A 5,887-nucleotide genomic window follows, 5' to 3' on the forward strand; every position below is an offset into this window, starting at 1 on the left:
ACCGTTGGCGCGAGCCTGCTTAAAGAGCGGCAGCACGTACGCTTGTTGCGCCTGCAACTCGGCGATCCGGTTCTCGTTACTGGGGTGAGTGGAGAGCAGCTTCGGCGGGGTGTTGCCACCGGCGGCGGCACTCATGTTCTGCCACAGGGGAATGGCCTCAGCCGGATTGAAACCGGCGCGGGCCATCAACTCCAGCCCCAACCGATCCGCTTCACTCTCCTGGGTGCGCCCATAAGGGAGCATGACACCGACCTCTACCCCAAGGCCAAGGGCGGCCATGGTGGCGCCGCGATACTCGCTGCTGCCCATGGCGATGTCGGCCGCCGCCAGACCGAGACCGGTCAGCTGGCTGCGGGAGAGCCGTTCGTTGGAGTGCTGGGCCAGCACGTGAGTCAGCTCGTGGCCGATGACGGTGGCGAGCTGATCCTGATTCTTGGCGACCTTGAGCAGGCCGCTGTAGACCCCTATCTTGCCGCCGGGCAGGGCGAAGGCGTTGACCTGCTTGGAGTCAAACACCACCACTTCCCAGCTGGTGATGCCATAGCTGGCCGGTACCTGGGCGGTCACCGCCTTGGCGACGCAGGAGACATAGGCATTCATCTTGGCATCTTTGCTCACCTTCTCCTGCTTCTTCATCTGCTCGAAGGAGTCGGCGCCCAGCTGGTTCATCTGCTGGGGCGAGAACAGCAACATCTGGCTACGACCGGTAGGAGACTGGGCACAGCTGGCCAGCAGGGTGGAACAGAGTGCCGCCAGGCCGAGCTTGAACAGGGGGGATGTCATGGAGGTGTCCTTCACCATAAAGATGCCCTATTTTCGGAAATGCGGGCGTCCGGCGCAAGTCGCCAAATCATACTGTTCGGCGAAAGCGGTCACAGGTCGCCATGGTGGATCCACTCAAAAAGAAAACGGGCCCCGCGGGGCCCGTGTGGCAGAGGAAACTGGCTTACATGATGCCCAGTTTCTTCAGGTCGGCTTCGACCACCTTGGCCGGCACCGGCACGTAGCCATCTTTGGCAACGATGCTTTGACCCGCTTTGGAGAGCATCAGCTTGACGAACTCTTGCTCCATCGGGGAGAGCGGCTTGTTCGGATGCTTGTTCACGTAAACGTACAGGAAGCGCGACAGCGGATACTTACCGGTGATGGCGTTGTCAGCGGTCGCTTCGATGAAGGTCTTGCCATCCTTGGAGAGCGGTACGGCACGCACACCGGAGGTAACATAACCGATACCCGAGTAGCCAATACCGTTCAGGGAGGCAGAGACTGACTGCACCACGGAGGCAGACCCCGGTTGTTCGTTCACGCCGCTCTTGAAGTCGCCGTTACACAGGGCGTGCTCTTTGAAGTAACCGTAGGTACCGGAGACAGAGTTGCGGCCGAACAGCTGCAGATCCTTGGAGGACCAGTTGCCGTCCAGACCCAGATCAGACCACTTGGTGGCCGCCTTGTCTTCGCCACACTTGAGGGTGCTGGAGAAGATGGCATCCAGTTGCGGCATGGTCAGCCCCTTGATGGGGTTGTCCTTGTTGACGAACACGGCCAGGGCATCGACCGCAACGCGGATGGCGGTCGGCTTGTAGCCATGGCGCTTCTCGAATGCTTCCTCTTCACCTGTCTTCATGGCGCGGCTCATGGGGCCAAACTGGGCAACACCTTCTGTCAGGGCAGTTGGCGCGGTAGAGGAACCTGCGGCCTGGATCTGCACGTTGACGTTGGGGTACATGCGCTTAAATTCTTCGGCCCACAGGGTCATCATGTTGGCCAAGGTGTCCGAACCGACAGAGGACAGGTTGCCCGAGATGCCGCTGGTCGGTGTGTAATCCGGCAGATTTTTATCCACACCGGCAGCCAGGGCGCTGACGGAAAACAGGGTTGCTGCGGTGAATCCGATTACACCAGCCAGTTTGTTGAGTTTCATCCAATCTCTCCAAGTTCAAGGTTGTAGAACGCAGTCCATTCAAAAACGGTGTTAACTTCACTCAACGCCGGTCACGACGACCGATTTGTTGAGTTTCATTCCATGCCCTCTCCACCCAGTCCGAGGTTGCAAAAGGCAATCGTCAATCTGATGTCAAACCTGGTTAAAACCCGCTCGTACTGTTGGTCGGGCTTCATTTCGTCCCCGCCAACGTGACAGAAGGTCCGTTCTCAAGACGGCGCCAGTATCTGACCTGGCAGTGACAAATTTATGGATTTAATGTGACACTTTAATGACATGGCAAGGCTGTTGGTCAAATGAAAAGAGGGCCGCCGTCGCCGCCCTCTCTGCACTGCTAACCCCTTGCTGAAAAAGACTATTTCAGCACCACCATATTGGCCGGAATGAGGAAGCTGAAACGGCTACCGAGGCCAACCCGGCTCTCGATATCGAGCTGGGCGTCGTGATGACTCAAGGCATGCTTGACGATGGCAAGCCCCAACCCTGAGCCACCCGTGTGGCGCGAGCGTGCCTTGTCGACCCGATAGAAACGCTCGGTGAGCCGCGCCAGATGTTCGGGCGGGATACCTTCCCCCTCGTCCTGCACCACAAACAGCGCCATGGCCCCCTGCTTGCGCCACTCCACGCTGATCTTGCGCCCCGCCGGGGTGTAGTGAATGGCGTTGTAGACCAGGTTGGAGATGGCGCTGCGCAGCTGATCCTGATCCCCGCGCACGAAGAGATTGGACTGCACCCTGAACTCGATCTGGTGTGCCCGCTCCCCCGACAGTACCCGTACCTCCTGCTCCAGCAGCCCCAGCATGGCAGGCATGTCCACCAGGTGGGAGAGATCCACCGAGGGAGCCGCCTCGATGCGCGACAGGGTGAGCAGCTGGTTGACAAGGTTATCCATGCGGATGGTCTGCTCCATCATCACCCTGTGTGCCTTGGCCCACAGGTCAGGGGGGGGCAGTTCTTCGGTCATCTCCAGATAGCCCTTGAGTACAGTGAGCGGTGTACGCAGTTCGTGGGAAACGTTGGAGACAAAGTGCTTGCGGGTTTTCTCCAGGCTGCGCAGCCGGGTGACATCCCGCACCACCAACATGGCCTGATCCTCGGCGTAGGGCATGATGCGAAACTCGAGACTCTTCTCCTCGTTGATAGGCGAGGCTATCTCGAACGGTTCGTCATACTGCCCCTCACCCAGATAGGCACCGAAGGTGGGATTGCGAATGAGGTTGCCTATGTGCTGACCGGCGTCTTCCGGCCAGCGAAAACCGAGCAACTGCTCTGCCAGCCGGTTGCACCAAAGGATGCTGCCGTCAGTGCGAAACACCACTGCGGCATCGGGCAGGGCTTCGGCCCCTTCCCGAAAACGGCGGATGAGACCCGCCAGCTCGCGGCGCCGGGCGCGGTGGCGTTGCTGCAACTTGTAGATGCCGTTGAAGATATACTCCCAGCTGCCACTGCCGTTGGGGGGCACCAGGCTGCGATCGTGCCACAGCCAGTCCGACAGCCGCTTCTGAAAGCGATAGTGCCAGCCCAGATGCAGCACGGTCGCCACCAGCAGGCAAAGGGTGAAGGTATCCGTCAACCAGCCGACCAAGACGAAGGGCGTATAAAAAAACGCCATCCGCCACAACTGTCGCCGCCAGGCGTAAGGTTGCAACATAACGTCCTCTAGAGACGGATGGAAAAGCGATAGCCCGCACCGCGCACCGTCTGAATCAATCGATCGTGACCCGTCTCTTCGATAGCCTTGCGCAAGCGACGAATATGCACATCCACGGTTCTGTCCTCGACGTACACATTGGTCCCCCAAACATTGTTGAGCAGCTGCTCGCGACTATAGACCCGCTCGGGATGGGTCATGAAGAAGTGCAGCAGTCTGAACTCGGTCGGCCCCATGTCCAATGCCTTCTCCTCGGCGCTGACCCGGTGGGAAACCGGATCCAGTTTAAGTCCCTGCACCTCGATCACCTCGTCCACCGACGTGGGCGAAACACGACGCATCACAGCATGAAGGCGGGCGGTCAGCTCCTTGGGAGAGAAAGGCTTGGTGATGTAGTCGTCGGCACCGGCCTCCAGACCACGCACCTTGTCCTCCTCCTCACCGCGGGCGGTCAACATCACCACCGGGATCTGGCGTGTCACCTCATCCTGCTTGAGTTGCTTGATGAACTGGATGCCACTGCCACCCGGCATCATCCAGTCCAGCACGATGAGTTCGGGGTAAGGCTCGCGCACCTTCGCCAGTCCATCGGCGTAATCTTCCGCTTCAACCGTCTCATATCCCTTTTGCTCAAGCACGAAGCAGAGCATTTCGCGGATGGGTGCTTCGTCCTCGACCACCAGAATTCGCTTAGCCATATCCCTTCTCTCTCCTGTGTGAAGATGGGTGCGCCAATTATTAGAACTTTCTGTGACACTTTTATGACTTTATGACAGGCGAGATGATAAACGTTTTAAGATTCATTTGGCAGCTGCGAGTTGCAGCAAGTCCCAACGGTTGCCACTGATGTCCTCGAACACCACCACCATGCCGTATGGCTCACTACGTGGCTGTTCACAAAAATGAACACCGTACGCCTGCATGCGCTGGTAATCCCCCCAGAAGTCGTCGGTTTCGAGGAACAAAAATACCCGGCCGCCCCCCTGCTGACCGATGGCGGCCTGCTGCTCGGGCGTGGCGGCACGGGCCAGCAGCAAGGCAGATCCTGGCGCGCCGGCAGGCGCCACTCGCACCCAGCGCTTGCCCGGTTTGCCCGGTTCATCAAGCCGGGTATCTTCCAGCAGCGCGAAGCCAAGTCCCTCGGTAAAAAAGCGAATGGCCTGATCGTAATCGGCCACCAGCAGGGTCAGCGCCCCGATCGATTGTGTTGTCATCTTGCTCTCTCGCATTCATTGATTTTTCGGCTGTTGGCGGCACGGTAGCACTGCGGTCAGTTCACTTCCACCCGGTTTCGGCCCCGCTTTTTAGCCTGATAGAGCGCCTCGTCGGCGCGCTTGAGTAACAGCTCCAGCGGATCCCCTTCACGCTCGGCCACCCCGAACGAGACGGTGACCCGCAGGGCTGAGGGCCAATGGGGATAGGCTGCCAGCATGACCCGTAGCCGCTCGGCCAAACTGGCGGCTCGCAGCCTATCGTAGTGGAAGCAGACCAGCACGAACTCCTCCCCACCCCAGCGCACCAGATGGCAGAGTGCATCACAGTGGCGCAGGATCTCGCTCACCAGATGCTTGAGCACCTCATCCCCCACCGGGTGGCCATGGGTGTCGTTGATCTGCTTGAAGTGATCCACATCGAGATAGATAAAGGAGCAAGCCAGCTCGTCTATCTCGGCTAACAAGCGTTCACCACCCAACCGGTTGAGCGCGCCGGTCAGCGGATCGTAACAGGCCAGTTCGCGGGAGCGGCGGCTCTCTTCGCTCAGGGTGCGATTGAGCGCCTCCACCTCCAGCTTGGCCTGATGGGCATGCTGCAAGCGTTGTTTCATATAGATATGGTTGACCAGAAAAAACGCGCAACCATAGATAAACCAGACAAACAGGATCAGCCGGTAGAAGAGGGTGGCATCGAGCCAGGGGCCGTGAAACTGCAGCTCCTCGATCACTACCCCATGCTTGCCGGGTGGCATGTCGGAACCCGCTACCACCTCCATGGCATAGACCCGATCCAGATTCGCCCCCTGCTGCTGCAGCGGCACATTGAAATACTTGATCCACCAGGTCGCCGGAGTGAATACATCCAGCGGCACCTCGTGGGATTTGCCGTAATCGGCCGGACGAAAGATGATTTCGTTGAACTTGGGTTGCAACGGGTCGTCCACCTTGTCGTAAGCCGGATTGTAGTTGCGTAGATAGAAGCGCCAATCCTGCTCCCCCTCCCCCGTCACGCTCAAACGAATATGGAGCATGTCGAAACGGGCGAGATTAATCCCCTGCTGGCGCGACGTCAGGGTGAGG

At 59.1% G+C, this 5,887-nt stretch carries 6 protein-coding genes; all 6 read right to left on the reverse strand.

What is annotated here, in order from left to right; genetic code table 11:
- A partial coding sequence (locus AAC083_RS04405; RefSeq protein WP_108535927.1) for a M48 family metallopeptidase occupies positions 1-783 on the reverse strand: 783 nt, incomplete at its 3' end.
- Positions 784-946: 163 nt separating this feature from the next.
- A complete protein-coding gene (locus AAC083_RS04410; RefSeq protein WP_108535928.1) occupies positions 947-1,921 on the reverse strand; it encodes a PstS family phosphate ABC transporter substrate-binding protein in 975 nt (324 codons plus the stop codon).
- 376 nt (positions 1,922-2,297) lie between these two features.
- On the reverse strand, positions 2,298-3,593 hold the full coding sequence (phoR, locus tag AAC083_RS04415; protein WP_108535929.1) for a phosphate regulon sensor histidine kinase PhoR: 1,296 nt from the start codon (positions 3,591-3,593) through the stop codon (positions 2,298-2,300).
- A gap of 8 nt (positions 3,594-3,601) precedes the next feature.
- Positions 3,602-4,291 carry a phosphate regulon transcriptional regulator PhoB gene (gene phoB, locus AAC083_RS04420; RefSeq protein WP_108535930.1) on the reverse strand — a complete coding sequence of 230 codons (690 nt, stop codon included), beginning with the start codon at positions 4,289-4,291 and terminating at the stop codon, positions 3,602-3,604.
- Positions 4,292-4,393: 102 nt separating this feature from the next.
- Positions 4,394-4,807, reverse strand: a complete 414-nt coding sequence (locus AAC083_RS04425; RefSeq protein ID WP_108535931.1) for a VOC family protein — start codon at positions 4,805-4,807, stop codon at positions 4,394-4,396.
- Between the two features lie 56 nt (positions 4,808-4,863).
- On the reverse strand, positions 4,864-5,887 hold a 1,024-nt coding region (locus tag AAC083_RS04430; RefSeq protein WP_258224596.1), incomplete at its 5' end, for a GGDEF domain-containing protein.

Source organism: Aeromonas sp. HMWF014 (genome assembly GCF_963878295.1).
Classification (GTDB): Bacteria; Pseudomonadota; Gammaproteobacteria; order Enterobacterales; family Aeromonadaceae; genus Aeromonas; species Aeromonas popoffii.